We start from the raw sequence: 23,619 nt of genomic DNA on the forward strand, positions 1-23,619 counted from the left end.
ACTCACAGGGACTGGACGTAACGGGCCACCGCCTGCAGCAGGGCCAGCTTGCGTTCATCATCCTGATGCTCGATCACCAATTGTTCCAGTCGGTGCATATAGGGCTCGGCCTGGGCCTGCAGCCGGTCCTGGCAGTGCAGCCGCCAGCGCTGCCACTCCTGCTCGCTCAGGGTATGGGGATAGTTGCGGGCCCGGTAGCGGAACAGCAACTCGGGCAGGCGGGCATCGTTGAACTGCAGGGGCAGCTCGGCCAGGGCCTCGGGGCGGCTGGTGCGCACCATGGCCATGGCGGCCTTGTCCGCGTCGTTGAAAAAGCCGCCCTGGTAGAGGGCCGCGTCCACATCGCTCACCGGCGCGAACTCCCGTTCCTGCTGGTACAGCTCCACCAGCTTGGCACGGATCTCCGGGTGGCGGCGCAGCAGATCCAGGCTCTGGCGGCAGCGGGCGCGATCGATGCCAAGCTGGTCGGCGCGGCTTTCGGTGAGCGCCGCCGCCTTGGCCAGCACCGGGCACTTGTTGATGTGCACCAGCTTCACCGGCACCGGGGCCAGCTCGCCCAGATCTTCCCGCCGGGTATAGAGCCGCTCGCGCAGTTGCTCCACGTCCAGCTCCACCAGGGGGCTCAGATCCATCGCCAGGTTGACGCAGATCACCGCGTTGGCGTTGTCCGGGTGCCAGGCCAGGGGGGCAATCCAGCTGGCGCAGCCCTGCCAGGCCGAGAACATGCCGGACACATGCACCAGGGGCTTGTTGCCGATCACGTCGATCAGCGCCTTCACCTTGTGCTTGTTGCGCAGCTCGAACAGGTAGTCGAACAGCCTGGGCTGGGCCTGGCGCAGCAGCCGGGCCAGGGCGATGGTGGCGCGCACGTCGGCCAGGGCGTCGTGGGCGTTGCCGTGGTCAATGCCGTTGGCCGCGGTGAGGCGCTCCAGTTTGAAGCTGGGCTTGCCGTCCTCGTCTTCCGGCCAGTGGATGCCCTCCGGGCGCAGGGCATAGAAGGCGCGCACCACGTCCAGCAGATCCCAGCGGGAATTGCCCTGCTGCCAGCTGTAGGCGTAAGGGTCGTAAAAGTTGCGGTACAGGGTGTGGCGGGTCACCTCGTCGTCGAAGCGGATATTGTTGTAGCCGAGGATGCAGGTGTTGGGTTTGCTGAACTCGTCGTGGATGCGGGCGATAAAGTCGGCCTCGCACAGTCCTTCCTGCTGGGCCTTCTGCGGGGTGATGCCGGTGATCAGGGTGGCCTCGGGCGAGGGCAGGTAGTCCGGCGGCAGGCGGCAGTAGAGCATCAGCGGCTCGCCGATCTCGTTGAGTTCGGCGTCGGTACGGATGCCGGCGAACTGCACCGGCCGATCCAGGGCCGGATTGACCCCCGCCGTCTCATAATCGTGGAAGAAGAAACTGGGCTGTGCCTGCTCGCTCATGGTTGTTCTTTTGGAAGTGCCTGACGGGTACCGTCATTATGCGCGAGCAAGGCGGTGAACCCAAGTCGAGAAGGGGACTAAAGCGGCAGGGAAGGCACGATCGACTGAGTTTTGTCCGCCAGCAGGCAAAAGGAGAGCAAAAAGGCCGGAGCTGGTCCGGCCTTTGGGGATGGGATCACTCGGCTACGTCTTCTACCGGCTCGTAGTCTTCGTCGCCGCTGCCGGAGGCCATGGGGGTACACAGGCGGTGCACGCGCTTGGGACCTATGACTTTCAGGTATTTCAGCCAGACTTTGGCATGGCGGCTTTCAGGGGCTGCCCCTTGCTGAACCTGCTCGATAAAACGTTGCTCTTCATCGGTGGCCGGCGCCCGCTGACCGGTATACAACCCCAGCATGGCATGGCCGCATTGCTCAAGCAGTTGGGCTTCCGCCACCGTAAACTCGCCGCAACGACGCAACCCGCGAGGGAAGTGGGCGAAGTCCTGAAAAGGCTTGGGTGACTCAAAGCTCATATTCACTCTCACTCTAAGTGGCTCTATAGATCGCGGAAAGTATGGCACCGCATGCCGGTACGCAAAATCAATTTTCTGCATGAAACGTGAAAAATATTTTTACGGATGTTTTGGGACATCGGCTGTCGCCTTCGGCGGGTTCGGTCCCGTTCCTGCGGGTGCCCTTTTGGGGACGCGGGCAGGTGGCCCGGGCAGCAACGCGATGGCTGAAAACCGGTCGTGGGGCGGGGAAGGGGAAGCAGGCGGGACGAGGATCCGGGGGCCGACAGGCAGCGGCGGCACTGCCGTGCCGCCGGATTGGGGATCAGAGCAGTTCCACTTCGTCCGCCTGTGGCCCTTTCTTGCCCTGGGTGACCACAAAGCTGACCGGCTGGCCTTCCTTGAGGGTCTTGAAACCATCACCCCGTATGGAGGAAAAGTGAACGAACAGATCCGCGCCGGAGGCCCGGGAGATGAATCCAAACCCTTTTTCCTCGTTGAACCATTTTACGGTCCCTGTTTCTTTCGTACTCATAGTGTATTTCCGCTCTAGCCTGACAGGGTGGCGATAAAAGCACCGCCACTGCATTGATAGTAGCAGGTGCCGTCGAAGCGGGTTCCTCCGGTCGCTAATTTTCTGCCGATCCACCGTCCGAAAAGGGGATGGCGGGGATGTTGAGGGTGCCGTTCGACCTCCATTTTCATCCTTAATCAATGCTAAAATGAATGCTGTTCAAATTAATTTAACAGGGATAAGGTTGCAATTAATCAGTGATTTGCTAGTTTAGTAATGCATTTTTACTTTGCCCACTAACTAAAACTGATTAGACCTATAAATTATGGATATGGACACGGATACCACACTAGAACTGCAGTTGCTGCTGCGTCATCCCAGGTCGACCGACGGCCACGAGGTGAACCGCCTGATCGCCCGTTGCAAGCCGCTCGACACCAACTCCACCTACTGCAACCTGCTGCAGTGCCTGCATTTTGCCGAGACCTGCATGCTGGCCGAAGACGAGGAAGACGGCTCCCTGCTGGGGTTTATCTCTGCCTACCGTAAACCGACCGATCCAAGCACCCTCTTTGTTTGGCAGGTAGCCATAGATAAACGCGCCCGCGGCGAAGGCCTGGCCCGCACCCTGCTCGACACCATACTGGGCTCGCCGGCCTGCGAGGGCGTCACCCATGTCGAGACCACCATCACCGCCGACAACACCGCCTCCTGGGCGCTGTTCGACAGCCTGGCCCGTGACCAGGGCAAGGGACAGGGCGTGCGCCATGTGCTGTTCGATCGGGAACGGCACTTCGACGGCGCCAGCAAGAGCGAGATCCTCTATCGCATCCCCCTCGCCTGAGCCCCGGGGCCCGTTCGCGTTATTTTCGATGTTTAGATTTGAACTCAAGACTTTAAGGAGTCGAGATGAGTATTTTTGATGTAATGGAATCCAGTGTACAAACTTACGCCCGCTCTTTTCCGGTGGTGTTCAACCAGGCCCGCGGGGTATGGCTGCACGACACCAAGGGCAAGCGCTACCTGGACTTCCTCGCCGGCGCCGGCACCCTCAACTACGGGCACAACCATCCGGTGCTGAAAGAGGCCCTGATTGAGTATATCCAGGCCGACGGCATCGCCCACGGCCTGGATATGCACACCTCGGCCAAGGCGGCCTTCCTGACCGCGCTGCAGGACATCGTCCTCAAGCCCCGTGGCCTGGATCACGTGGCCCAGTTTACCGGCCCTACCGGCACCAACGCGGTGGAAGCGGCGATGAAGCTGGCGCGCAAGGTCACCGGCCGGGAGAACATCGTGGCCTTTACCAACGGTTTCCACGGCGTCAGCCTGGGGGCCCTGGCCGCCACCGGCAACCAGCACCACCGCGGCGGCGCCGGCACCGTGCTGGCCAACATCACCCGTCTGCCCTACGACGGCTACCCGGGCGCCGGTGACGACAGCCTGCTGCTGTTCGAAACCATGCTCAACGACAACTCCAGCGGCCTGGACAAGCCCGCCGCCGTGCTGTTCGAGGTGGTGCAGGGCGAGGGCGGGCTCAATGCCGCCTCGGTGACCTGGCTCAAGCGACTCGAAGCCATCTGCCGCCGGCACGAGATCCTGCTGATCGCCGACGACATCCAGGCCGGCTGCGGCCGTACCGGCACCTTCTTCAGCTTCGAGCCGGCGGGCATCAAGCCGGACATCATCACCCTGTCCAAGTCCCTGAGCGGCATGGGCCTGCCCTTTGCCCTGGTGCTGATGCGCCCCGACCTGGATCAGTGGGAGCCCGGCGAGCACAACGGCACCTTCCGCGGCAACAACCATGCCTTCATCACCGCCTGCAAGGCGCTGGAAACCTTCTGGCGGGACGACCAGTTCGCCGCCGGGGTGCGCGCCAAGGGCGAATTGCTCAGCCGTCGCCTGCAGGCCATGGTCGACAAGCACCCGCAGCTGTTCGACAAGGTCAAGGGCCGGGGCATGATGCAGGGCATCGCCTGCGTGAGCGGCGACATCGCCGATGTGATCACCAGCAAGGCCTTCGAGCGCGGCCTTATCATCGAAACCGCCGGCCCCGACGACGAAGTGGTCAAGTGCCTGTGCCCGCTCGTCATCAGCGAGGCCGAGCTGAACCAGGGTCTGGACTGGCTGGAAGCGGCTGTCGACGAAACCGCCGGCGAGCGCCTGAGCAAGGCCTCCTGAGCGCAGCCCCGGCGGCGGCCGTCGCCGGGGGCTCCACCCCTTTATGCATTGCTCGCGCCCGCGCACAGGGTGCCGGGTGAGCTTTACCTTGCCGCCACGGGCGGGAAGAGCAACAGAATTGAAAATTGAAGGAAATACCATGATCGTACGTACTCTCGCCGAATGTGAACAAACCGAACGCCGGGTCAAGTCCGAAACCGGCACCTGGGAAAGCACCCGTATGCTGCTGAAAAGCGACAACATGGGTTTTTCGTTCCATATCACCACCATCTATGCCAATACCGAGACCCATATCCACTACCAGAACCACCTGGAGTCGGTGTACTGCATGAGCGGTAACGGCGAAATCCAGACCCTGGCCGACGGCAAGGTCTATCCCATCACGCCCGGCACCCTTTACATCCTGGACCAGCACGACGAGCACCTGCTGCGCGGCGGCAGCGAGGACATGAAACTGGCCTGCGTGTTCAACCCGCCGCTCACCGGCAAGGAAGTGCACGATGCCGACGGCGTTTATCCGCTGGAAACGGAAGAGGCGGAAGGCTGAGTTAAATTAGCTGCGCAAAGCAACGGCGGGGATTGCCGTAGCCGACACGCTTCAAGCCCATCCATGGGACGCTCGGCAAATGCATCTGACCGCCAGGGATGGCGGAAATGCCGAAAATGCAGGAGCAACTTTTCGGCCCTGACATTTGACGGTCGGCTACGGTAATCCCCGCTGCTGCTTCGCTATGCCTTTGCGCTCCGCACCTTTTCACTGGGCAGGGTTGTAAAATCCAGGCCCATTGAAAATGTGCGCTCAAAAATATCCAACATTCACATCAGGGAACGGGAGAACCACAGAGTGTCACATACAGTAGAAAAAATCGGCGGAACCTCCATGAGCCAGTACCGGGCGGTACGGGACAACATAGTGCTGCACAACCGCAAGGCGGGCGACTATTACCGGCGCATGCTGGTGGTGTCGGCCTTCGGCGGCATCACCGACGGCCTGCTGGAATGCAAGCGCACCGGCGCGCCGGGGGTGTACGCCACCTATGCGGACGCCGAGGACGACGGTGCCTGGGAGCAGGCGCTCGACAACGTCAGCCAGCGCATGGCCCAGATCAATGAAGAGATGTTCGGCACCACCCCCGAGCGGCTGCTGGCGGATTCCTTCCTGCAGGAGCGCATCAGCGGCATCCGCGACTGCCTGCACCACCTGCGCCAGGTCTGTGCCTTCGGCCAGTTCCAGCTGGACGAACAGCTGCAGACCATCCGCGAGCTGCTGGCCGCCATGGGCGAGGCCCACAGTGCCCACAACATGGTGCTCTACCTGCGCCAGAGCGGGGTCAACGCCGTGCTGATGGATCTGACCGGCTGGCGCGACGACGAGGCCCTGACCCTGGACGACGCCCTGACCCGGGCCCTGGCGCGGGTGGACTTGTCCAGCCAGTTGCCGGTGGTGACCGGCTATGCCCATTGCCGGGAGGGACTGATGAGCAGCTTCGACCGGGGCTACAGCGAAATGACCTTCAGCCGGCTGGCGGTGCTGAGCGGGGCGCGCGAGGCCATCATCCACAAGGAATACCACCTGAGCAGCGCCGATCCGCGCCTGGCGGGGGAGGACAATGTCATCCCCATCGGCCGCACCAATTACGACGTGACCGACCAGCTCTCCAACCTGGGGATGGAGGCGATCCACCCCCAGGCCGCCAAGGGCCTGCGTCAGCAGGGCATACCGCTGCGGGTGCGCAACACCTTCGAGCCGGATCACGAAGGGACCCTGATCACCACCGACTACCGCAGTCCCTCGCCCTGCGTGGAGATGGTGGCGGGCCGGCGCAACCTGTTTGCGGTGGAGCTGTTCGATCAGGACATGGTGGGCCGGGTGTCCCACTACGCCGAGGGCTTTACCGACGAGCTGGACAAGATGCAGCTCAACCTGGTGGCCAAGGACATGAACGCCAACACCCTGACCTATTACCTGGCCGGCAACCGCAAGCAGGTGCAACGCCTGGTGGGGGCGCTGCAGCGCCGCTTCGCCAACGCCGAGGTCAACACCCACAAGGTGTCGCTGGTGTCGGCGGTGGGCAGCGACATGAACATCCCCGGCCTGCTGGCCCGCTCGGTGGGCGCGCTCAACCAGGCCCGGGTGCCGGTACGGGCCGTGCACCAGTCGCTGCGGGCGGTGGAAATGCAGTTTATCGTGGACGACGAGCACTACGAGCAGGCGGTGGTGTCCCTGCACGACGAACTGGTGCATACCCACGCCGACACCGTGGCCCTGGCGGTGGCCTGATCCTGCGTTAGGGGTGAGGCGTGAGGGGTGAGGCGTGGGGGGACGCCGAACTCTGGAGCGCAGGCGGCCCGCCTGCCTTCCCGCGCAGCGGGAACCTTCGACCTAAAAATGACGCTGTAGGGCAGGAATCATTGCCTTTGCCCAGAGGTGCAGCTTTTATGCGGGTGGACTGCACATTTCGCCGGCTAAAGCGGCGTCTACCACGCCTCCCCCCTCACCCCTCATCCGCCTTCCCTGTACCGCCGGTTTTTGGCACACTTGCCCCTTGTTTCCTTATTTATCCGGACTTCTTAAATGGCAAAGCGAGCCTGCGCCCTGCATATCCTGGTCAAAACCGAGGCCGAGTGCCTGGCGCTCAAGCAACAACTGGACAAGGGTGCCGACTTCGGCAAGCTGGCCAAGCAGCATTCCATCTGCCCGTCCGGCAAGCGCGGCGGCGATCTGGGCGAATTCAGCAAGGGCGACATGGTCGGCCCCTTCGACAAGGCGGTGTTTACCGGCCCCGAACTCAAGGTACAGGGGCCGGTCAAGACCCGCTTCGGCTATCATCTGATCAAGGTGCTCTACCGCAACTGACCGCCCGCCTTTCCCCAACGGACATCGCACATGTACCTTGAACACATCCAGATCCGCAACTTCATGGGCATCAACCAGCTGTCGCTGCACCTGGATCAGAGCACGGCCCTGATGGGGGAGAACGCCTGGGGCAAGACCAGCCTGTTCCGGGCCCTGTGGCGGCTGCTGGGGCAGGGGGCCTGCTGCTACCAGTTCGTGGAAGATGACTTCTACCGCACCGAGCAAAACACCACCGCCGACGAGTTGCAGATAGTGCTCAGCTACCGCGAGCACCGGCCCGGCATCAGCGAGCACTCCGCCCGGCTGGCCCGGCTGGAGTCGGTGTGGGTCAGGCACAAGGACAACTACCACCGGGTGCACTATCGCGCCCGGGCCTGGCGCACCGGCCAGGGCGTGGTGAGCGAGCACGACTTCGTCGATGCCGCCGGCAACCCCATCGTGCTGGACAACGCCGCCCAACTGGTCCATCAGCTGATCGAGATGAACCCGGTGTTCCGCCTGCGCGACTCCCGCGGCGCGCCGGAAAACCTGCCCATCGTCAGCCTGAACGGCGACTACGAACAGCTGCTGACCCGCCTGAGCGAGCAACTGGCGGAAGAAGACGAGCTGAGCCAGCGGGACATCAAGGCCGGCCTGGACGCGGTGCGCCAGCTGTTCGAGCACTATTTCACCCCCCAGGGGGCCACCAGCCGGGCGCCCCGCCGGGCCAAGGACATCGCCGTGCACCCGGTGACCCTCAGCCAGTTGGGCAAGCTCAACGACTGGCAGCCCACGGGGGAGGAGAGCGGCCTGTCGCTGGCGCTCTCGGCCGTGGCCCGCACCGTCCTGCAGGCCCGGGGTGGCCGTCCCATAGAGACGGGCGCCCGGCCGCTGCTGCTGATAGAAGATCCCGAGAGCCGGCTGCACCCCACCACCCTGGCGGTGACCTGGGGCATCCTCGAGCGCTTTCCCGGCCAGAAGCTGGTGACCACCAATTCCGGCGATCTGCTCTCTGCCTTTCCGCTCAACCACCTGCGCCGGCTGGTGCGGGTCGAGCACGAAACCCTGAGCTTCCATATCGGCAACGAGAAATACAGCGGGGAGGACATGCGCCGCATCGCCTTCCACGTGCGCATCAACAGGCCCATGTCGCTGTTCGCCCGCTACTGGCTGCTGGTGGAAGGAGAAACCGAGATCTGGCTGCTGGCGGAGCTGGCGCGGATCTGCGGCTATGTGCTGCCCGCCGAGGGCATCCGTATCATCGAGTTCGCCCAGTGCGGCCACAGCCCGCTGATCAAGGTGGCGCGGGATTTCGGCATCGGCTGGCACCTGCTGACCGACGGCGACGAAGCCGGCCAGAAATACGCCCAGGGCGTGCGCAGCATGCTGCGCGGCGAGCGGGAGACGGATCACCTGACGGTGCTGCCCCGCTCCGACATCGAGCATTACCTGTTCTACAACGGCCTGGAGCCGGTGTTCCGGCAAGAGGCGCAAATCCACGACAAGCACACCCCGGCCTCGCGCATCATAGAGCGGGCCCTGAGCCGGCGCAGCAAGCCGGGCATGGCGCTGGCGGTGGTGGAGGCCATTGAATTGCAGGGCCCGCAGCTGGTGCCGGTGGAGCTGCGGCGCATGTTCGCCCGCATAGTCGCGATCGCCCGCCGACAAGGGTAGAATGGCCCGGTTTTAACAGAGGGAGAGACACTGATGACAGAACTGCTGCCGGCGCGGTTGTATGCGCCCCTGGCACTCACCGCCGTCGCGGCCCTGGGCCTGCTGATCTGGGTATTGCGCAACGGAGACCTGTGTCCGGGTCAGCGGCGGCGGATCAGCGACGGCCTGATGTCGGCCTGGGCGGTGTTCGGCCTGGCGCTGATGCTGGGGGTGGAGGCCGGCGCGCCCCGGCCCCTGCTGTGGCTGGGCGGCCTGGCCCTGGCGGCGGGGCTGGGCAGCGTGCTGTATCAGGCCCGGCTCCAGGGCAAGCGCAGCCTGGGCTTGAGCTGGCACTATCCCGCCCTGGGCCTGGCGGTACTCTACGGTCTCTGGCTGGGCTGGCTGATGGGACCGGGCTGGGCGCTGCTGGCGGCGGGCTGCGGCGGTTGTGTGTTCGCCCATCTCATCATGGTGCGCGCCAAACACCGGTTGCAGGCCTTCAATACCCTGCTGCCCCTGGCCGGCTCCCTGTTCGGCGTCTGCTGGCTGCTGGCCCTGCTGGTGCGCTCCCTGGGGCTCGGCGAGGCGCAGTTGCAGGGGCTGGTCATGCCCTTCGTGCAGGTCAGCGCGGCCGTGCTGATCGGGGCCCTGGTATGGTTCGCCCCACTGCTGCGCAAGGAGCAGACAAAACCGCCGGTGATCGCGGTTGCCGCCCTGTTAATGATAGGGGCGCTGACCCTTGGCCAGGGCATTATCTGGCATACTGCCGGTAACATTGGTTAAACATAAAAAATTTGCGCTAAGTCACAAGTTTTTCTCGTTGTACTTGCCATTTAGCCCCACCTAGAATGCGCGCCTCGAAATCCGGAGGCGCCATGCACTTAATTCCCCTGTACACCCATTTGATCCTGCTGACCCTGGGCAACGCCTTTCTGGTGACCCTGGTCGCCGTGTACCTGAATGGCCTGGGGGCGCCGGCGGCGCAGATCGGCCTGGTGGGCTCCGCCTTCTACCTGGGCATGCTGGGCGCCAGCTTCTTCGCCGACCGGCTGATCCAGCGCCTGGGCCACGTGCGCGCCCTGGTGCTGTGCTGCGTGACCCTGGCCCTGGCGGCGGTGGCCCTCACCTGGACCAGCCTGCTGCCCCTGTGGCTGGCGCTGCGCATGGTGGCGGGCATGGCGGCGGCGGTGAGCTTTGTGGCGGTGGAAAGCTGGGTGCTGGGGGTGGCGCCACTGCATCGCCGCTCCAGCGCCATGGCCCGCTATATGCTTGTCTATTACTTCAGCTACGGCATCAGCCAGCTGTTTATCGACTGGATCCCGGCCGGGCATAATGCCGCCTTCTGGCTGGCCACCGGCCTGTGCGCCCTGGCGATGCTGCCGCTGCTGTGGGCCAAAAAGCCCGATCTGAGTGCCGAGGCCGGAGCCAACGCCAACAGCGGCAAGCCGCCCCGGGCCGACCGGGCACTGGGCCTGGCCGGCTGCCTGGTGGCCGGCATGCTGCTCGGCGCCCTCTATGCACTGATGCCCATCCAGTTGCAGCAACTGGCCCGGGGCGATGAAATCGGCCTCTACATGGCCTGGCTCATCCTCTGCGGCATGGCCTTCCAGCTGCCCAACGGCAGCCTGGCCGACCGCCTGGGCAAGCGCACCATGATGGCGGTGCAGACCCTGATGATAGGGGCGGCCTGCCTGCTGCTGTGGGAATCCGGCGGCGACGGCATGCTGATCCTGGCCTTTGCGCTGCTGGGCGCGGGGGTGTTCACCCTCTATCCCACCACCATGTCCTACGCCTGCGGCAAGATGCACGGCCGGGCCTTGGTGAAGATGACCCAAAAGCTGATGTTCGCCTACAGCATAGGCTCACTCACCGGGCCCATGATGGCGGGCATGATGCTGGAGAAATTCCAGTCCGGCCTCTTCCTCTTTATTATCCTGCTGGTGGCGGGTTGGGCCCTGTGGCTGCTGTTGGTGCGCCTGGTGCTGGACAAGCCCCTGGGCGACGCCGCCTGAGCAAGGAGGGGCCAGCAGTGGCCCCTTTTCATTCAACCCGCCTGGCGGATCGGCTATAGTTGCCCCTCGATTCAAGCAACACAGGTATGCCGATGCGTTATATATCCACCCCGTCCCTGCGGTTTTTGACCCTCTTGCTGTTCCTCGCCCTGCCGACCGCCCAGGCCGGTCAGTCCGTCAACCTGGAAACCACCATGAAAAACATGGGGCTGGCCTACAAACAGGCCCACCGCGCCGAAGACAGCGACAGCCTGCTGCGCCACCTGGACGAGCTGGCCGTGCTGACCGACGCCGCCAGGCAGGCGAGCTTTCCGGAAGACAAGGCCGAGCTGTTCCGCCAGGGGCTGGACGAGGTGCGGGCCGCCATCGACGAGGCGCAAGCCGCCGTCCGGGCCGACGACCAGGCCCTGGCCCGGCAGCACCTGGCGCGGATAGACGACTTGCGCAAGCAATACCACAGGGAGCGCCGGGTCAGCTGGTGGCGCATCCTGTTCGGCTGATGTTGTCCGCCGCCCGCCAGGGGGCCGTGCTTAGTGGCGAAGGCGGGGCGCCTCCGCCACTTTCTGACGCCTTTGCGGGCGCGCTTTTTCCTTATTTATCATAAAGGGCTACACTGCCGGCGGGTGCCGGCACCGTTGGCGAATGAAACCAGCCGCGGATAGCGCTGGTCTATACTGTCAGCAACCCAAAACAATAATAAGCATCCTTACCATTCAGCAGGGGGAAACCGATGAAACTGAAAACACTATCCATTATCACGGTGGCCGGGGTACTCAGCCTGGCGGGCTGTGCCAACCCCGATGTGTATTCCGGCGACGTATACAGCGGCAGAACGGCCAAGCAGGCCCAGACCGTCACCTACGGCACCATAGTGTCGACCCGTCCGGTCACCATCCAGGCCGGTGAAGAAAACCCCAACCTGATCGGCACCGTCGGCGGCGGTGTGGTGGGCGGCATGCTGGGCAGCCAGGTGGGTGGCGGCTCCGGTCGCTCCCTGGCCACGGCGGCGGGCGCCATTGCCGGCGCCATGGTCGGCTCGCGGGCCGAGGACAAAATCAACCAGGTCAATGCGGTAGAGCTGGAGATCCGTACCGACAGCGGCGAGCACCTGGTGGTGGTGCAAAAGGCCGATCGTACCTGGCAACCGGGCCAGCGGGTGCGGATGATCGGCTCCGGCAGCAACATGAGCGTGGCCCCGCTGTAGGAAAAGGCACAAAAAACAAAAAGGCGCCCCAGGGGCGCCTTTTTTATTAACAGGAAATATTGTTATTTCTTAGTGATTTACAGTCCTGTCTTCCCGGGCTCAGTTAAAATTGTGCCAAGGAAGGTGCAGAAACGGCGATTAAGGCCGCACAGACTGTAAAAATGACGGTTATGACTAACTCTTTCATTTTTTACCTTCCTCAACAGTGGGCTGTAGACACAATATACGGCCATGCTGGTGCCTTTTCAATCGGTATTTTGCAATTTTTTACGGCATTTCGTAGTGATGGGTGTCTAGCGTCTGTTTTTGTCTGTTTATTGCGGTTTGCATCAGCCGGTTAGGGGCGTTTTCGCTTCCTCAAAATAAGGTGTTTTTTATATATATTTCTTTTTAATCATGATGTTAGTGTGTTTTTGTTGGTTGGTGTGACGACAGGGTTTTGAGGTGGCCAATACCCGGATGACAGGGCGAAATCCCAAACTTGAGCCGCTCGGCTGGTCATCTTTTGCTCCCGCGACTAGGCTTGGTGATGATAAAAATACCAACAACGAGCGGGAGAGCACGAAATGAAGCATATGGATATGCTGTGGCCGCTATTCACGCGGCTCTACCACTGCCATACCGGCAACGACGCCTACGATGCCATTTTCGATGAACTGTGCCGGGTGCTGGAGCTGGATGGCATCACCCTGGTGCTGGTCCCTCCGGACGTGAGCTGGCGGCAGCCCCAGCGCTACCGCTGCTTTGACGGCGGTGCCTGCTACCGGCCGCTGAGCGAGCTGCAGCCGCTGCTGTACCAGTGCCATACCCGGCTCACGGCCCGGCACTGGTTCTGCTCCCTCCGGGTGCCCGGGGACCAGTGCTGCGGCGCCCTGGCGGTCACCCTGAAAGGAGGCGTTGGGGAACTGACCGCCCGGCTGCGCTGGCTGGCCCTGCAGTTGAGCCAATGGCAGCTGCACTTCTGGCAACTGAGCCAGTGGCGGGCACACAGCCGCTGCCTGGAGCAATGGGCCAACCTGTCGGATCGGCCGCAACTGATGGTGGCCGACGACGGTACCCTGCTGTTCGCCAACCAGAGCGCCCTGGCCTTGTTGCGCCTGGGCACCAGCATCCGCCAGGATGACGCCGGCCAGTTGCTGCTGCGGGGGCAGGGCACGGCCTTTATCCACTTCGGCCGCATGCTGGCCGGGCGGGGCGAGGGGCAGCAGGTGATCCGGGTGCCCGATACCTTTCAGGTGGTCCACCTGGTGCATTTGCCGGACTGCCGCTACTGGCTGGTGATGATCAAGGATCCCGGCCTGCCGGCCCGGCTGGACATTGAGTGCCTGGCCTGCCTGTTTTCCCTGACCCGTACCGAAAAGGCCCAGTTGCTGCTGCTGGCCTCGGGGTGCTGCGCCAACAAGCGCATCGCCCAAAGACGGCACGTCAGCCCGGAAACCGCCAAAACGGTGCAGCAGTCCATCTACCGCAAAACCGGCTGCCGCAGCCGGGGAGAACTGCTGCTGTTGCTGCAGGCCATGAGCTGACGGCTCCATTCCCGCCCCGCTTTCTGCTAGACTGCGCGCCAGTTTTAACATGAGCGAATGGGGTTGGGTTTGGCGCAGTCGGTTGAACAGTTGCAGGCAAGGCTGAAAGAGTGCCGGGGCGCACAGCGGGGGCGCTTGCGCCGCCGCCTGCAGGGGCTGGAAAAGCTGCCCGAGGCCAAACGACAGAAAATACTGGAGGGCATCGCCCTGGAGATGGCTACCTCCATGGCCGAGCGGGCCCGCAGGCAACAGTTGCTGCAAAGCCCCATCCAGTATCCGCCGCAACTGCCGGTAAGCGACAAGCGCGACACCATCAAGGCCGCCATTCGCGACCACCAGGTGGTGATCATCGCCGGCGAAACCGGCTCGGGCAAGACCACCCAGATCCCCAAGATGTGCCTGGAGCTCGGCCTTGGCATCGAGGGCACCATAGGCCACACCCAGCCCCGGCGGCTGGCGGCCCGCAGCGTGGCGAGCCGGCTGGCGCAGGAGCTGGGCTGCGAGCTGGGCGAGCGGGTCGGCTACAAGGTGCGCTTCAACGACCAGGTGAGCAATGAGACCCAGGTAAAGCTGATGACCGACGGCATCCTGCTGGCCGAGATCCAGCAGGACCGGATGCTGCGCCAGTACGACACCATCATCATCGACGAGGCCCACGAGCGCAGCCTCAACATCGACTTTATCCTGGGCTACCTGAAGCAGCTGCTGCCCAAAAGACCCGATCTCAAGCTGATCATCACCTCGGCCACCATCGATCCGGAGCGCTTTTCCAACCACTTCGAGGGCGCGCCCATCATTTCGGTGTCCGGCCGTACCTACCCGGTGGAGCTGCGCTACCGCCCGCTGGTGGAGGACGACAGCGAGCGAGACCAGCTGCAGGGTATTTTCGATGCGGTGACCGAGCTGACCCGCGAAGGCCCGGGCGACATCCTCATCTTTATGAACGGCGAGCGGGAGATCCGCGACACCGCCGACGCCCTGAACAAGCTCGAGCTGCGCCACACCGAAATAGTGCCGCTCTACTCACGCCTGTCCAACGCCGAGCAGAACCGCATTTTCGAATCCCACACGGGCCGGCGCATCGTGCTGGCCACCAACGTGGCGGAAACCTCGCTCACCGTGCCCGGCATCCGCTACGTGATCGATCCGGGCACGGCGCGCATCAGCCGCTATTCCCACCGCACCAAGGTGCAGCGCCTGCCCATCGAGCCCGTGTCCCAGGCCAGCGCCAACCAGCGCATGGGCCGCTGCGGCCGGGTGGAGGCGGGCATCTGCATCCGCCTCTACGGCGAGGACGACTTTTTAAACCGGCCGGAGTTTACCGACCCGGAGATCCTGCGCACCAACCTGGCCTCGGTTATTTTGCAGATGCTCTCCCTGGGGCTGGGCGACATTTCCGCCTTCCCCTTTGTGGAGGCGCCGGACAAGAAGCACATCTCCGACGGCATCCGGCTGCTGGAAGAGCTGGGCGCGGTCACCGGCGAGCAGGGCGACCTCAAGCTCACCCCACTGGGCCAGGATCTGGCCCGGCTGCCGGTGGACCCGCGCCTGGGCCGCATGGTGCTGGCGGCCCGCGACTACGGCTGCGTGACCGAGGTGATGGTGATCACCGCCGCGCTCAGCATCCAGGACCCGCGCGAGCGCCCGCTCGACAAGCAGCAGGCCGCCGCCGAAATGCACCGCCGCTTCGCCGACAGCGATTCCGACTTTGTCGCCTACCTGAACCTGTGGAACTACCTCAAGGAGCAGCAGAAACTGCTGAGCGGCAACCAGTTCCGCAAACAGTGCATCAAGGAATTCTTGAACTACCTGCGGGTGCGCGAGTGGCAGGACATCTACAGCCAGCTGCGGCTGGTGGTGCGCGAGCTGGGCTTTGCGCTGAACAGCGAGCCCGCCGATTACAACAGCCTGCACCGGGCGCTGCTCACCGGCATGCTGAGCCAGGTGGGCATGCGCGACGGCGACAAGAAGGAGATCCTGGGCGCGCGCAACGCCCGCTTTGTGCTGGTGCCCGGCTCGGCCCTGGCCAAGAAGCCGCCGCGCTGGCTGATGGTGGCCGAACTGACCGAAACCCAGCGCCTCTACGGCCGCATCGCCGCCCGCATCGATCAGCAGTGGCTGGAGGAGGCGGGGGCGCATTTGCTCAAGTCCAGCTACAGCGAGCCCTACTGGTCCAAGAAACAGGGCGCGGTGATGGGCTATGTGAGCCAGAGCCTGTTCGGCCTGCCGGTGGTGGTGCGCCGGCGGGTGAACTATTCCCATGTGGACCCCAAACTGTGCCGCGAGCTCTTTATCCGCCAGGCGCTGGTGGAGGGGGAACTGGCCACCCGCCATGAGTTCTTCCACCACAACCGGGCCCTGCTGGAGCAGGCCGAGACCCTGGAGCACAAGTCCCGCCGCCGGGATCTGGTGATCGACGACGAGACCCTGTTCCGTTTTTACGACGAGCGGCTGCCGGCGGACATCGTCTCCATCCGCCACTTCGACAAGTGGTGGCAGCAGGCGCGCAAGGACAACCCCGAGCTGCTGCACTTTACCGAAGAGATGCTGCTGAACGAGCGGGCAGGGGCGGTCACCACCCGCGATTACCCGGACGCCTGGCAGCACGACGGCCTGAACCTGGCCCTGGAGTACCAGTTCGAGCCGGGCAAGGACGAAGACGGGGTGACGGTGCGCATTCCGCTGCCGCTGCTCAACCAGGTGGCGGCCGAGCCCTTCGAGTGGCAGGTGCCGGGCCTGCGCCGGGAGCTGCTGATCGCGCTGATCAAGTCCCTGCCCAAGCCGATGCGCAAGCACTTTGTGCCGGCGCCCAACTTCGCCGAGGCATTGCTGGCGGCCATGACTCCCTTCGAGGGCCGGCTGCTCGACCAGATGGAAAAACACCTGCGCCGCATGACCGGGGTGACGGTGCCGCGCGAGGACTGGGACTGGAGCGCGCTGCCGCCCCACCTTATCATGCGCTTTGCGGTGCTGGACGCGGACGGCAAGGAATTGGCCGCCGGCCGGGATCTGGAACGGATAAAGCTCGCCCTGCAGGGCCAGGTGCAGACCGCCCTGACCCAGGCGGTGGACGACGACCGCTTCGAGCAGGAGGGACTGACCGCCTTCCCGGCCCGGGCCATTCCGCAGACCTTTGCCGCCAAGCGCGCCGGCTTTGAGGTGAAAGCCTATCCGGCGCTGAGTGATCAGGGCGACAGCGTGGCGCTGCAGCTGTGCGAGGACGAGCCCAGCCAGGCCCGCACCATGTGGGACGGCCAGTGCAAGCTGCTGCAATTGCAACTGCCGTCGCCCATCAAGTACCTGCAGGACAAGCTGCCCAACAAGGCCAAGCTCGGCCTGTACTTCAACCCCTACGGCAAGGTGCTGGATCTGGTGGACGACTGCATCCGCGCCGGCATCCATGCATTGATGCGCCAGTACGGGGCGCCGGCCTGGACGCCGGAGGAGTTCGCCGCGCTCAAGGACAAGGTGGCCGGCGAGCTCAACCCCACGGTGGCGGCCATCGCCCTGCAGGTGGAAGAGGTGCTGAGCCGGGCCCAGGCCATCAAGAAGCGGCTGAAGGGCAAGATCGATCTCGCCATGGCCATGGCGATGTCGGACATCCAGGCCCAGCTCGACGGCCTGATCTTCCGCGGCTTCGTCACCGACACCGGCGCCGAGCGGCTGAAAGATCTGAGCCGCTACCTGGAGGCCCTGAGCCGGCGCCTGGACAAGCTGGCCATAGACCCGCACCGGGACCGTGCCCACCTGCTGAAGATCCAGCAGGTGCAAACCGCCTACCAGGCGCTGCTGAACAAGCAGCCCAGGGGCAAGCCCCTGGCACCGGAGGTAAAGGAGGTGCGCTGGATGATAGAGGAGCTGCGGGTATCCTACTTCGCCCAGACCCTGGGCACCCCCTACCCGGTGTCGGACAAGCGGGTACTGCAACAGATAGAAGGGTTATAAAGCCGGAAGCCATAAGCTTCCAGCTTGCCCCGTTAGGGGCCGTGTGTTACCATCCGCGCGCTTTTTACAGGCGAAGGCCGGTCGCAGCTTTCGCCACTAACCTTAGAGAGAAAATTATGTCATTCGTATTTGAAGCCGAAGTTCGTTCAGACCTGGGGAAAGGTGCGAGCCGCCGCCTGCGTCATGAAGACAAAGTACCCGCCATCGTTTACGGCGGCAGCCAGGAGCCGGTAGCCATCGCCCTGGACCACAAAAAAGCCATCATCGCCCAGCAAAACGACGCTTTCTACAGCGACGTGCTGACCCTGGTGATCAACGGCCAGGAAGTGAAAGTGAAGCTGCAAGACGTTCAGCGTCACCCCTTCAAGCCCAAGCTGGCTCACCTGGACTTCGTTCGCGTTTAATCGCAACAAGCCCGAAAAAAAAACCGCCGCAAGGCGGTTTTTTTATGGGCGTCTGCCGGCAAGGCCCTGTCCTGGGGCGCGGGCGGCCCGCCCGCATTTCTGCCATTGCTTCATCCCGGCCCAGCGTCCAGAATGGTTTCTGTATGGAAATCGAGGTGGCAGGGATGGCGGCCTGTAACGCTCGGGCGGTAGCGTGCCTGCGGCCGATGCGGGCCGGGCTGTAGGGTCCACTTCAGTGGACCTTTCCGCCAACGGCGCCGGGTTTGGTCGAATAAATTCGAGTATCTACAGGATGCAGCTTCCCTTCTCGCACGATCAGTTTCTCGACGTTTTCGCCAGGGCTACTGAGATGTCACGCGGACTGCAAGGCCGGCGTTGAACACCGTGTTTCTACTTGTATTCATCCTCGGCCTGGGTATGGTCGTGGCTACCGTCATTTTTTACGGGGAACGCCGTTGGACATCGGGTACTCGCGAACTGCGCAGCCGGCTGGACGCGGCCAAACTTCCCATCGAGCCCAGGATCTTCGATAGCCGAGAGCTGGACACCATGCCCGCGCCGGTGCAGCGCTATTTTCGTGCCGTGTTGGCGGAGGGCCAGCCGATGGTGACCACCGTCAGCCTGGAACATATCGGAACCCTTAATCTGGGCGAGTCGGCCGATCAGTGGAAGCCATTCACATCCACACAACGCGTGGTCACCCGCCGCCCCGGCTTTGACTGGGACGGGCGCGTGGCAATGATGCCCGGCTTGCCGGTGCTTGTGCATGATGCCTATATAGCGGGCGAGGGCATCCTGCATGCGGCGCTGCTCGGGCTGCTGTCCATGGCCAAGCTGCGCGGGACCGGCGAAGTGGCGAGGGGCGAGCTGATGCGCTTCCTTGCCGAGGCCGCGTGGTATCCGACCGCGCTTCTGCCAAGCCAGGGTGTGGTCTGGAATGATGTCGACGAGCATGCGGCCCGCGCCACGCTGAAGGATGGTGAACAACTGGTGACCCTGTTGTTTCACTTCGGTGAAGATGGGCTGATCGACACCGTTTATGCCGAAGCGCGTGGGCGGATGATGGCTGGCCGAGTGGTGCCCACCCCCTGGTGCGGCCGGTTTTCGAACTATGCGCTTCGGGATGGTTTGCGCGTTCCTTTGAACGCCGAGGTAGCCTGGCTGCTGCCGGAAGGGGCCAAGCCCTACTGGCGCGGGCACATCACCGGCATCGCTTACGAATTCACCCGATGATGGCAGGAATGGCGCGGCGGATTTACGGCGTGTCTGGGTGCGCTGTCCGGTTGATCTAGCACTATCAGGATCTGTTATTCATTAAAACAACGAGGGCATCGACAGGATGAACAATCCAGGCAAACCCATGTTCTGGCGCGATGCGCGCATGCCCTATGTGGAGCTGCGCAGGGTCGGGGACGGGCGAAAGGTCTGCTACGCTCCCCACAGCCATAGCCAATGGTCCCTGGGCGCCATCACCGAGGGCAACAGCACCTTTTTCTACCGAGGTGATCGGTTCGAGGTCGGAGCGGGAACCTTGGTCATGATGAATCCCAACTGGGTCCATGCCTGCAATCCGCTCGGCAATCAGCCTTGGGGCTACCTGATGCTGTATATTGACACCGACTGGTTAACCAACCTGCGATATGAGGCCGGCCTGCTGGATACAGCTTGTTGGCAGGATATTTCGACAGCCATCATCTCTGATCCCGAGTGGTATGCGGGCTATTGCCGGATGGCGGAATGCTTGCTGGATCCGAACAACGAGTTGCTGGAAAAGCAAACCGTTGTGGTGGAATACCTTAGCGCCCTGATGTGCGAACTGGCAGACCAGGTTGCGGCGCCGTTACCGAAGGCGCCCGATAAGTTGCAGGCGCTGGCCGACTACCTGGAGGAGCACTCGGCGGTGGAGGTGTCTTTGGACACCTTGTGCGAGCGCTCCGGTTACAGCCCCGGTCACCTTATCCGCGCCTTTAAGCATTACTTTGGTTTCACGCCGCATGCGTATCTGATCAATTATCGAGTCCAGCGCGGACAACAGGAGCTGAAATGCGGCAAGCCGATTGCCGAAGCTGCACTCAGCACCGGATTTGCCGACCAGCCGCATTTTCAGCGCACTTTCAAGCGTTTGCTGGCCGCCACACCGAAGCAGTACCGGGAGTCCCTACTCAATCAGCAGATAAACACAGCTGAGGGCAAGTAACAGTGCGAGTGTCCGGTTGAGGGTGACCAGCACTCTGGGCCGGTGAAGATACCGGCGCAGGAAGGCGCCGGCATAAACCCAGCAACTCAGCGACAACCAGCAGATGGGCAGATAGAGCGCCGCAAAAATGATGACCTCGTGTACGTTGTTACCGCTGGTGTAAGCACCAATGCCCGAGGCCGATGCCAGCCAGGCTTTGGGGTTGAGCCACTGCATGACAGCGCCGGTAACAAAGCCCGGCGCTTTGCGGGTTTCACCTTCTGGCAGGCGCCCATCATCGCGGAACAGCTGCACACTCAGATAAAGCAGGAATGCGACGCCGGCCCAGCGCAAGATTGCATTGAACCCCGGTACGACCGTCAGCACCGAATAAAGCCCCAAGCCGACGGTCACGAAAAGAACGATGAAACCCAGGGTGGCGCCGGTGACGAAGATCAGTCCTCTTGCAAGGGGATAGCGGGTCCCGCTGCTCAGGCACACCAGGTTGACGGGACCGGGTGAAATGGAGGCCGCAAGGGCGAATGCCGTCATTGGTAACATCAAGGACATTGTCATGGTGTTTCTCTCTGTTTGCTGGCTCTGGCTGAAGTGTGCGATAGCGTCGGTGCGAAGTATTGAACAAAATTGCGGTGGTTCTGTTCAGCGGGCTGGGGTACGGCTATGACCAAAAGGAGGTCGAGGTCACCACGGATCAAGGGAGCCTGATCTCGTTGATGTATTTCGCCACAAGAGTAAACCCCGCGTTGAAACCGTATCGCTGGTACAAGGAGCACGTCCTGGTCGGGGCTCGTGTGAACTGGCCATTTATCGCTGGCAATGACATTCAGCCGACGCTGGACCAGAAAGTTATGTCGTTGCCAATCAACCGGGGTAAATCCGATGAGAGTAATAATCAATATTGATGTGCCGAATTTAGCCGATGGCATCGAGTTTTATACGCAGGCGCTGGGCTTGACTCATACTCGAACCCTTGATGATGATGTGGCCGAACTGGAGGGCGTTTCCAGCACTGTTTATCTTCTTCAAAAGAGTGCAGGTTCTCCTGCTTCCCGAGAGTCCGGCTTGAAAAGGAGTTATGCAAGGCATTGGACTCCGGTGCACTTGGATTTTGTGGTGGATGATATAGACAGTGCAAAAGAAAAGGCGCTTAAGGCTGGTGCAAAATGTGAGAGTGAATGTGTAGAGTGGATGGGGTCAAGGTGCATCACCTTTTCCGATCCGTTCGGCCATGGCTTCTGTCTGATAGAGTTCAGTGGCCATAATTATTCAAATACCGAGTAATAATCAGTATCACTTGCCCTCGGCGCCGTACTTGTTCTGCGTGCTTGAGGCTGGTGTCTGGCACCGGCGTTTGAACGTCAGGGATTCCCGGGCCTATGGTCATAAAAAAGCCGAAGCAGTGGTCCCGGCAGGTCACCGAGGCCAGTCATGCGCTGGAGCTCGAGCCGGGTGTGTTCTCCTGGGAGGATCCGCGCAAGATCGCCGAATCCCTCAAGCGCTCCGCCGACGGCAGCGAGCGCCGCAAGGCATCGCCGTTCGCTTCGGCCATGTCGATGCTCAATTTTTATATCAACCGGGCCGGCCGGCAGCTCTCCGGGGAGCGGCGCCGGATCCTGGAGGCGACCAAGGACGAGCTGCGGGAGCTGTATGGAAAACCCAGGCGCAACAAGCCCTGAGCACCCGTTGCCGCCACGGATGGTGAGGGCAGGGGAAAGCCATTAATGTGGGGCGGATACTGGCGCTAACGCGGCCCCGGCACCATTCTTGTCGAACAGGCCGGCGCATCCTGTTTGGCGCCGGCGATTCAGGATGAAAACACGAGGGATCCCGTATGATACGACTCAGTCCAGTTGACCGCGGCCACAGATATGTGTTGCTTGCGCTGGGCACCGCGCTGCTTGCCGGCTGCGCCATGCCTCACCAGGAGGCTTCCACCCCGGCCGGAACCTACGAGGGCCCGCCGGTAGCCATCGGCCAGGGGCAGGCGCGCACCTTCGTCATGCTGGATGAGCAGGGGCAGGCCAAAACACTCGGGATCCGGCTGAGCGAGGCGGCATTGTCCGGCCTGCCGACCGACGGCGAACGGGAATACCTGTTGAGCCTGCCGTCGCAAGCCGCCGGCACCGGCTATGACCATGTTGCCGTCGACTGGAACCCCCATGGCCATATTCCCCCGGGCATCTACGACAAGCCTCACTTCGATTTTCACTTCTACGTGATCGACGCCGAGCAACGCAATGCCATCACCGTCGTGGGTGAAGATCTGGAGCGGGCGCGCAAGGCCCCCGAGCCCGCCCATATGCCGGCGGACTACGTGCTGCCGCCGGGCACCGAGGTGCCGAGAATGGGGGCCCATGCCATCGATCCCGGCAGCGACGAGTTCCAGGAAAAGCCCTTTACCCAGACCTTTATCTACGGCTTTTACGACGGGCGGACCATCTTTGTGGAGCCGATGATGACACTGGAGTTTCTGGCCTCCCGCCCGGATGTGTCGACACCGGTCAAACAGCCCGAGATCCATGATCCTGCTTTTGCCTACCCTACCAGCTATGGCGTACGCTACGATACCGCAAACGCGCAGTACGAGATCACGCTGGAGGGACTTGTCCGGCACTGATCCGTTCCGGGCCAGGGCGTGCTGTTTGAACCGGCATCGCCAAAGGCCCGGTCATTAAAACAAGACAAAGGACCCGCCTTGACCATTACCATCCGCCATTGCGAACTTTCGGACAATTCCGATCTGTTCGAGATCTACCGCCATACCGCCGTGACCGAAAACTCCTCCCAGTTGCCCTACCTCAGCCGCGAACAGGTGGCCGGGCTCTTCCACCAGGCTGGCCACTACACCCTGGTGGCGGAGCAAGAGGGCCGGGTGGTGGGGCACCTGACCCTGTTCCTTCGCCAAAAGCCGCGGGAACGGCACGGCGCCATGCTGGCGATAGCGGTGCACCCCGACAGTCAGGGCCGGGGCGTGGGCCGACGGCTGATGCAGGCGGCCATCGAGCAGGCCGACCACTGGCTGAACCTGGTGCGGCTGGAGCTGGAAGTGCAGGCGGATAACGCCCCCGCCCAGGCGCTGTACCGCAGCCTGGGGTTCGAGCAGGAAGGGCTGAAACGGCTGGCCACCTTCAAGGCGGGACGCTACCACGACCTGGTGCTGATGGCGCGTATCCGCCCCGATCTGGCCTGATCCCATGCTGTACAGCTTGCTCTGCGCCACCCGCAGACAGAAG

At 62.8% G+C, this 23,619-nt stretch carries 24 protein-coding genes; 20 read left to right on the plus strand and 4 right to left on the minus strand.

From position 1 onward, the window contains the following. Positions 1-2: 2 nt before the first annotated feature. The 3 genes from sbcB to AN401_RS08285 form a co-directional block, all read right to left on the minus strand. A complete protein-coding gene (gene sbcB / locus AN401_RS08275) occupies positions 3-1,421 on the minus strand; it encodes an exodeoxyribonuclease I (RefSeq protein ID WP_094038505.1) in 1,419 nt (472 codons plus the stop codon). A 175-nt stretch (positions 1,422-1,596) separates the two neighbouring features. Continuing rightward, on the minus strand, positions 1,597-1,935 hold the full coding sequence (gene maoP / locus AN401_RS08280; RefSeq protein WP_094038506.1) for a DUF413 domain-containing protein: 339 nt from the start codon (positions 1,933-1,935) through the stop codon (positions 1,597-1,599). 304 nt (positions 1,936-2,239) lie between these two features. Continuing rightward, a complete protein-coding gene (locus tag AN401_RS08285; RefSeq protein WP_094039672.1) occupies positions 2,240-2,449 on the minus strand; it encodes a cold-shock protein in 210 nt (69 codons plus the stop codon). Positions 2,450-2,759: 310 nt separating this feature from the next. Here AN401_RS08285 and ectA point away from each other — a divergent pair, with 310 nt between their 5' ends. The 15 genes from ectA (at position 2,760) to AN401_RS08360 (ending at position 20,386) form a co-directional block, all read left to right on the plus strand. After that, positions 2,760-3,272: a diaminobutyrate acetyltransferase gene (gene ectA, locus AN401_RS08290; protein WP_094039671.1), complete on the plus strand. Its 513-nt coding sequence runs from the start codon at positions 2,760-2,762 to the stop codon at positions 3,270-3,272. Between the two features lie 65 nt (positions 3,273-3,337). Further along, positions 3,338-4,609: a diaminobutyrate--2-oxoglutarate transaminase gene (gene ectB, locus AN401_RS08295; RefSeq protein ID WP_096779058.1), complete on the plus strand. Its 1,272-nt coding sequence runs from the start codon at positions 3,338-3,340 to the stop codon at positions 4,607-4,609. A 139-nt stretch (positions 4,610-4,748) separates the two neighbouring features. Continuing rightward, complete coding sequence (locus tag AN401_RS08300; protein ID WP_094039665.1) at positions 4,749-5,156, plus strand: ectoine synthase; 408 nt, start codon at positions 4,749-4,751, stop codon at positions 5,154-5,156. Between the two features lie 297 nt (positions 5,157-5,453). Beyond that, the gene (locus AN401_RS08305; RefSeq protein ID WP_232513408.1) at positions 5,454-6,890 is read left to right on the plus strand and encodes an aspartate kinase; all 1,437 of its coding nucleotides are present in this window, start codon (positions 5,454-5,456) and stop codon (positions 6,888-6,890) included. 294 nt (positions 6,891-7,184) lie between these two features. After that, on the plus strand, positions 7,185-7,466 hold the full coding sequence (ppiC, locus tag AN401_RS08310) for a peptidylprolyl isomerase PpiC (protein ID WP_094039664.1): 282 nt from the start codon (positions 7,185-7,187) through the stop codon (positions 7,464-7,466). A 30-nt stretch (positions 7,467-7,496) separates the two neighbouring features. Continuing rightward, positions 7,497-9,119 carry a DUF2813 domain-containing protein gene (locus AN401_RS08315; protein WP_094039663.1) on the plus strand — a complete coding sequence of 541 codons (1,623 nt, stop codon included), beginning with the start codon at positions 7,497-7,499 and terminating at the stop codon, positions 9,117-9,119. Between the two features lie 33 nt (positions 9,120-9,152). Further along, positions 9,153-9,881: a hypothetical protein gene (locus AN401_RS08320; RefSeq protein ID WP_094039662.1), complete on the plus strand. Its 729-nt coding sequence runs from the start codon at positions 9,153-9,155 to the stop codon at positions 9,879-9,881. Positions 9,882-9,973: 92 nt separating this feature from the next. After that, complete coding sequence (locus AN401_RS08325) at positions 9,974-11,110, plus strand: MFS transporter (RefSeq protein WP_096779059.1); 1,137 nt, start codon at positions 9,974-9,976, stop codon at positions 11,108-11,110. A gap of 92 nt (positions 11,111-11,202) precedes the next feature. Further along, positions 11,203-11,610 carry a cytochrome b562 gene (locus AN401_RS08330; protein ID WP_157772203.1) on the plus strand — a complete coding sequence of 136 codons (408 nt, stop codon included), beginning with the start codon at positions 11,203-11,205 and terminating at the stop codon, positions 11,608-11,610. A 230-nt stretch (positions 11,611-11,840) separates the two neighbouring features. After that, the gene (locus tag AN401_RS08335; protein ID WP_094039659.1) at positions 11,841-12,314 is read left to right on the plus strand and encodes an outer membrane lipoprotein; all 474 of its coding nucleotides are present in this window, start codon (positions 11,841-11,843) and stop codon (positions 12,312-12,314) included. 566 nt (positions 12,315-12,880) lie between these two features. Continuing rightward, a complete protein-coding gene (locus tag AN401_RS08340) occupies positions 12,881-13,840 on the plus strand; it encodes a helix-turn-helix transcriptional regulator (RefSeq protein WP_094039658.1) in 960 nt (319 codons plus the stop codon). 57 nt (positions 13,841-13,897) lie between these two features. Further along, a complete protein-coding gene (gene hrpA, locus AN401_RS08345) occupies positions 13,898-17,785 on the plus strand; it encodes an ATP-dependent RNA helicase HrpA (RefSeq protein ID WP_408645763.1) in 3,888 nt (1,295 codons plus the stop codon). Between the two features lie 116 nt (positions 17,786-17,901). Further along, entirely contained in the window at positions 17,902-18,189 is a 288-nt protein-coding gene (gene rplY / locus AN401_RS08350) for a 50S ribosomal protein L25 (RefSeq protein WP_094039655.1), read from the plus strand. 384 nt (positions 18,190-18,573) lie between these two features. Next, positions 18,574-19,422: a DUF6920 family protein gene (locus tag AN401_RS08355; protein WP_332461906.1), complete on the plus strand. Its 849-nt coding sequence runs from the start codon at positions 18,574-18,576 to the stop codon at positions 19,420-19,422. A 106-nt stretch (positions 19,423-19,528) separates the two neighbouring features. Continuing rightward, complete coding sequence (locus AN401_RS08360) at positions 19,529-20,386, plus strand: AraC family transcriptional regulator (RefSeq protein ID WP_096779060.1); 858 nt, start codon at positions 19,529-19,531, stop codon at positions 20,384-20,386. Here AN401_RS08360 and AN401_RS08365 read toward each other — a convergent pair. Then, complete coding sequence (locus AN401_RS08365) at positions 20,348-20,941, minus strand: LysE family translocator (protein ID WP_232513409.1); 594 nt, start codon at positions 20,939-20,941, stop codon at positions 20,348-20,350. The two genes, AN401_RS08360 and AN401_RS08365, sit on opposite strands and share 39 nt — an antisense overlap. Positions 20,942-21,000: 59 nt before the next feature. Between AN401_RS08365 and AN401_RS19980 the strand changes: the two genes are divergently transcribed. The 5 genes from AN401_RS19980 to AN401_RS08385 all read left to right on the plus strand — a co-directional run bounded on the left by AN401_RS19980 (position 21,001) and on the right by AN401_RS08385 (position 23,576). Then, positions 21,001-21,288 carry a hypothetical protein gene (locus AN401_RS19980; RefSeq protein WP_176442039.1) on the plus strand — a complete coding sequence of 96 codons (288 nt, stop codon included), beginning with the start codon at positions 21,001-21,003 and terminating at the stop codon, positions 21,286-21,288. Next, a complete protein-coding gene (locus tag AN401_RS08370; protein ID WP_096779061.1) occupies positions 21,266-21,667 on the plus strand; it encodes a VOC family protein in 402 nt (133 codons plus the stop codon). The genes AN401_RS19980 and AN401_RS08370 overlap by 23 nt, the downstream gene beginning before the upstream one ends. A 95-nt stretch (positions 21,668-21,762) precedes the next feature. Next, positions 21,763-22,062, plus strand: a complete 300-nt coding sequence (locus tag AN401_RS08375) for a DUF3175 domain-containing protein (protein WP_096779062.1) — start codon at positions 21,763-21,765, stop codon at positions 22,060-22,062. Between the two features lie 155 nt (positions 22,063-22,217). Next, positions 22,218-23,003 (plus strand): DUF5602 domain-containing protein, encoded by a 786-nt coding sequence (locus AN401_RS08380; RefSeq protein ID WP_096779063.1) that lies wholly within the window; start codon positions 22,218-22,220, stop codon positions 23,001-23,003. A gap of 78 nt (positions 23,004-23,081) precedes the next feature. Beyond that, positions 23,082-23,576 (plus strand): GNAT family N-acetyltransferase, encoded by a 495-nt coding sequence (locus tag AN401_RS08385; protein WP_096779064.1) that lies wholly within the window; start codon positions 23,082-23,084, stop codon positions 23,574-23,576. Positions 23,577-23,619 lie beyond the last annotated feature (43 nt).

Source organism: Zobellella denitrificans (genome assembly GCF_002407485.1).
Taxonomy (GTDB): Bacteria; Pseudomonadota; Gammaproteobacteria; order Enterobacterales; family Aeromonadaceae; genus Oceanimonas; species Oceanimonas denitrificans.

What these genes read in the sequence shown, in the direction of transcription:
- ppiC (WP_094039664.1), top strand. Translation starts at nt 7,185, where the DNA reads ATGGCAAAGCGAGCCTGCGCCCTGCATATCCTGGTCAAAACCGAGGCC.
- hrpA (WP_408645763.1), top strand. Translation starts at nt 13,898, where the DNA reads ATGGGGTTGGGTTTGGCGCAGTCGGTTGAACAGTTGCAGGCAAGGCTG.
- AN401_RS08380 (WP_096779063.1), top strand. Translation starts at nt 22,218, where the DNA reads ATGATACGACTCAGTCCAGTTGACCGCGGCCACAGATATGTGTTGCTT.
- AN401_RS08300 (WP_094039665.1), top strand. Translation starts at nt 4,749, where the DNA reads ATGATCGTACGTACTCTCGCCGAATGTGAACAAACCGAACGCCGGGTC.
- AN401_RS08315 (WP_094039663.1), top strand. Translation starts at nt 7,497, where the DNA reads ATGTACCTTGAACACATCCAGATCCGCAACTTCATGGGCATCAACCAG.
- sbcB (WP_094038505.1), bottom strand. Translation starts at nt 1,421, where the DNA reads ATGAGCGAGCAGGCACAGCCCAGTTTCTTCTTCCACGATTATGAGACG.
- ectA (WP_094039671.1), top strand. Translation starts at nt 2,760, where the DNA reads ATGGACACGGATACCACACTAGAACTGCAGTTGCTGCTGCGTCATCCC.
- AN401_RS08285 (WP_094039672.1), bottom strand. Translation starts at nt 2,449, where the DNA reads ATGAGTACGAAAGAAACAGGGACCGTAAAATGGTTCAACGAGGAAAAA.
- AN401_RS08365 (WP_232513409.1), bottom strand. Translation starts at nt 20,941, where the DNA reads ATGACAATGTCCTTGATGTTACCAATGACGGCATTCGCCCTTGCGGCC.
- AN401_RS08360 (WP_096779060.1), top strand. Translation starts at nt 19,529, where the DNA reads ATGAACAATCCAGGCAAACCCATGTTCTGGCGCGATGCGCGCATGCCC.
- maoP (WP_094038506.1), bottom strand. Translation starts at nt 1,935, where the DNA reads ATGAGCTTTGAGTCACCCAAGCCTTTTCAGGACTTCGCCCACTTCCCT.
- AN401_RS08340 (WP_094039658.1), top strand. Translation starts at nt 12,881, where the DNA reads ATGAAGCATATGGATATGCTGTGGCCGCTATTCACGCGGCTCTACCAC.
- ectB (WP_096779058.1), top strand. Translation starts at nt 3,338, where the DNA reads ATGAGTATTTTTGATGTAATGGAATCCAGTGTACAAACTTACGCCCGC.
- AN401_RS08320 (WP_094039662.1), top strand. Translation starts at nt 9,153, where the DNA reads ATGACAGAACTGCTGCCGGCGCGGTTGTATGCGCCCCTGGCACTCACC.
- AN401_RS08325 (WP_096779059.1), top strand. Translation starts at nt 9,974, where the DNA reads ATGCACTTAATTCCCCTGTACACCCATTTGATCCTGCTGACCCTGGGC.
- AN401_RS08375 (WP_096779062.1), top strand. Translation starts at nt 21,763, where the DNA reads ATGGTCATAAAAAAGCCGAAGCAGTGGTCCCGGCAGGTCACCGAGGCC.
- AN401_RS08335 (WP_094039659.1), top strand. Translation starts at nt 11,841, where the DNA reads ATGAAACTGAAAACACTATCCATTATCACGGTGGCCGGGGTACTCAGC.
- rplY (WP_094039655.1), top strand. Translation starts at nt 17,902, where the DNA reads ATGTCATTCGTATTTGAAGCCGAAGTTCGTTCAGACCTGGGGAAAGGT.
- AN401_RS08370 (WP_096779061.1), top strand. Translation starts at nt 21,266, where the DNA reads ATGAGAGTAATAATCAATATTGATGTGCCGAATTTAGCCGATGGCATC.
- AN401_RS08330 (WP_157772203.1), top strand. Translation starts at nt 11,203, where the DNA reads ATGCGTTATATATCCACCCCGTCCCTGCGGTTTTTGACCCTCTTGCTG.